Consider the following 1,378-nt stretch of genomic DNA (forward strand, 5'->3'; position numbering starts at 1 on the left):
CTCCTCATCCTCCTCCTCGTCGTCCTCATCCTTTTTCTCGGGCTTGAGGACCAGTTTGCCCTGCTTCTTGCTCTCGTTCAGGTCGGTCTCGGGGGCTTCCTTGTGCACCAGGTTCTGATGGCAATCGATGCAGGTCGCACCTTCGGTCTCCATCTTCTTGTGCGCAGCCTTGGCGTCGGCACCGGGCGGCTGCGGATTCTTGTGGCATTCGCGACAGGTGATGCTGTCCCACTTCTTGAGGTTCATGCGCGCATCGTGGGCCATGATCAGCCGGCGCTCATTGAATTTCTCCAGGGTGGAATAGTCCTCGGCAAACTCCATGTACAACTCACGCGCGCCATCCACCACGTGGGTGGCCACCGCCAGGTGGAAGTTCTTGAAGCCCTGCGGAATATGGCAGTCCTTGCAGCCGGGGTTGGCCCCCAGCGCGCCATAGTGCGAGGAGCTCTTGAGCTCCTCCGCAGGATAGGTCATGGAATGGCAACTGGTGCAGAATGCGGTGGTGGAGACGGCGGCCTCGCCGCCGAATACCACCGCCACCATCACGATCCCCAGTACGGCACCAACGAGCAGGGTGCCGCCTGCTTTCATTCCCGCCATCAGTCCTCCGAACCTTTCACACCCACCTTGGCCTTGGACTGGAAGTCGTCATGGTACTTGAACTTGGGCTCGCCCGTGAAGGTGCCGTCCAGTTTGTAGTGCTCGTGCATGGCCTTGGTGTCCTTGACGTACTTGTCAAAGTCGAAGGTGTACTTCTTGTCCACCGCGGGGGTGAAGGGGGTGTAGGGCTTCTTGGCGCCCTTCCACGGGCTGCCTTCGTAGTTCAGGTGGCAGGCGTTGCAGCTTTCTTCAAAGCTGAAGTCCTGTCCGGCATCGGCCAGGGTCTGGCGCGGTGCGGTCTTCTTCGATTTCTCGTAGGCGGCGCCGGCCTTGCGGTGGGTGCCGCGATACTTGGAGCCGGGACCATGGCACGATTCGCAACCGACGCCGGTGGTGAACTTGTTGGGGTCCTCGACGGTGTAGCCGCCTTCCTTGCCCCAGCCGTCGACGTGGCAGCCTACGCAATCCTTGTCCTTGGTGTAGTCCTTGGCCGGGTCGAGCTTGGCCTTCTTCTTGGCCTCGGCCTTGGTGTTGGGTTTGAGGGAGTCCATGGCCTTGGCGTGCGCGGTGTCGCCCCACGATTCGGCCTGGCTCTTGTGACAGGAACTGCACTTCTTGCGGCCTTCATACGATTGCGCGGTAGCACTGCCTGCAACTACCGCCAGCATGGCGGCTGCGGCGAGGACTAATGTCATGCGGTGGCTCATGGTTTCTCCTTTTTTTCTGGCGAGACAAAAATATCCGGGTGTTATTGACAACTTTTTTATCCTGAATCCGA

General features: G+C 59.9%; 2 protein-coding genes. Both read right to left on the reverse strand.

The genetic code is table 11. The annotated features are described in order from the left end of the window. Positions 1-600 (reverse strand): NapC/NirT family cytochrome c (locus BUA28_RS15230; protein WP_072768988.1); only part of this gene is annotated, 600 nt, incomplete at its 3' end. Then, positions 600-1,307 carry a cytochrome c-550 CycA gene (gene cycA / locus BUA28_RS15235; RefSeq protein ID WP_072768990.1) on the reverse strand — a complete coding sequence of 236 codons (708 nt, stop codon included), beginning with the start codon at positions 1,305-1,307 and terminating at the stop codon, positions 600-602. The genes BUA28_RS15230 and cycA, both read right to left, overlap by 1 nt. Positions 1,308-1,378 lie beyond the last annotated feature (71 nt).

Source organism: Nitrosospira sp. Nsp11 (genome assembly GCF_900142705.1).
Classification (GTDB): Bacteria; Pseudomonadota; Gammaproteobacteria; order Burkholderiales; family Nitrosomonadaceae; genus Nitrosospira.

What these genes read in the sequence shown, in the direction of transcription:
- cycA (WP_072768990.1), bottom strand. Translation starts at nt 1,307, where the DNA reads ATGAGCCACCGCATGACATTAGTCCTCGCCGCAGCCGCCATGCTGGCG.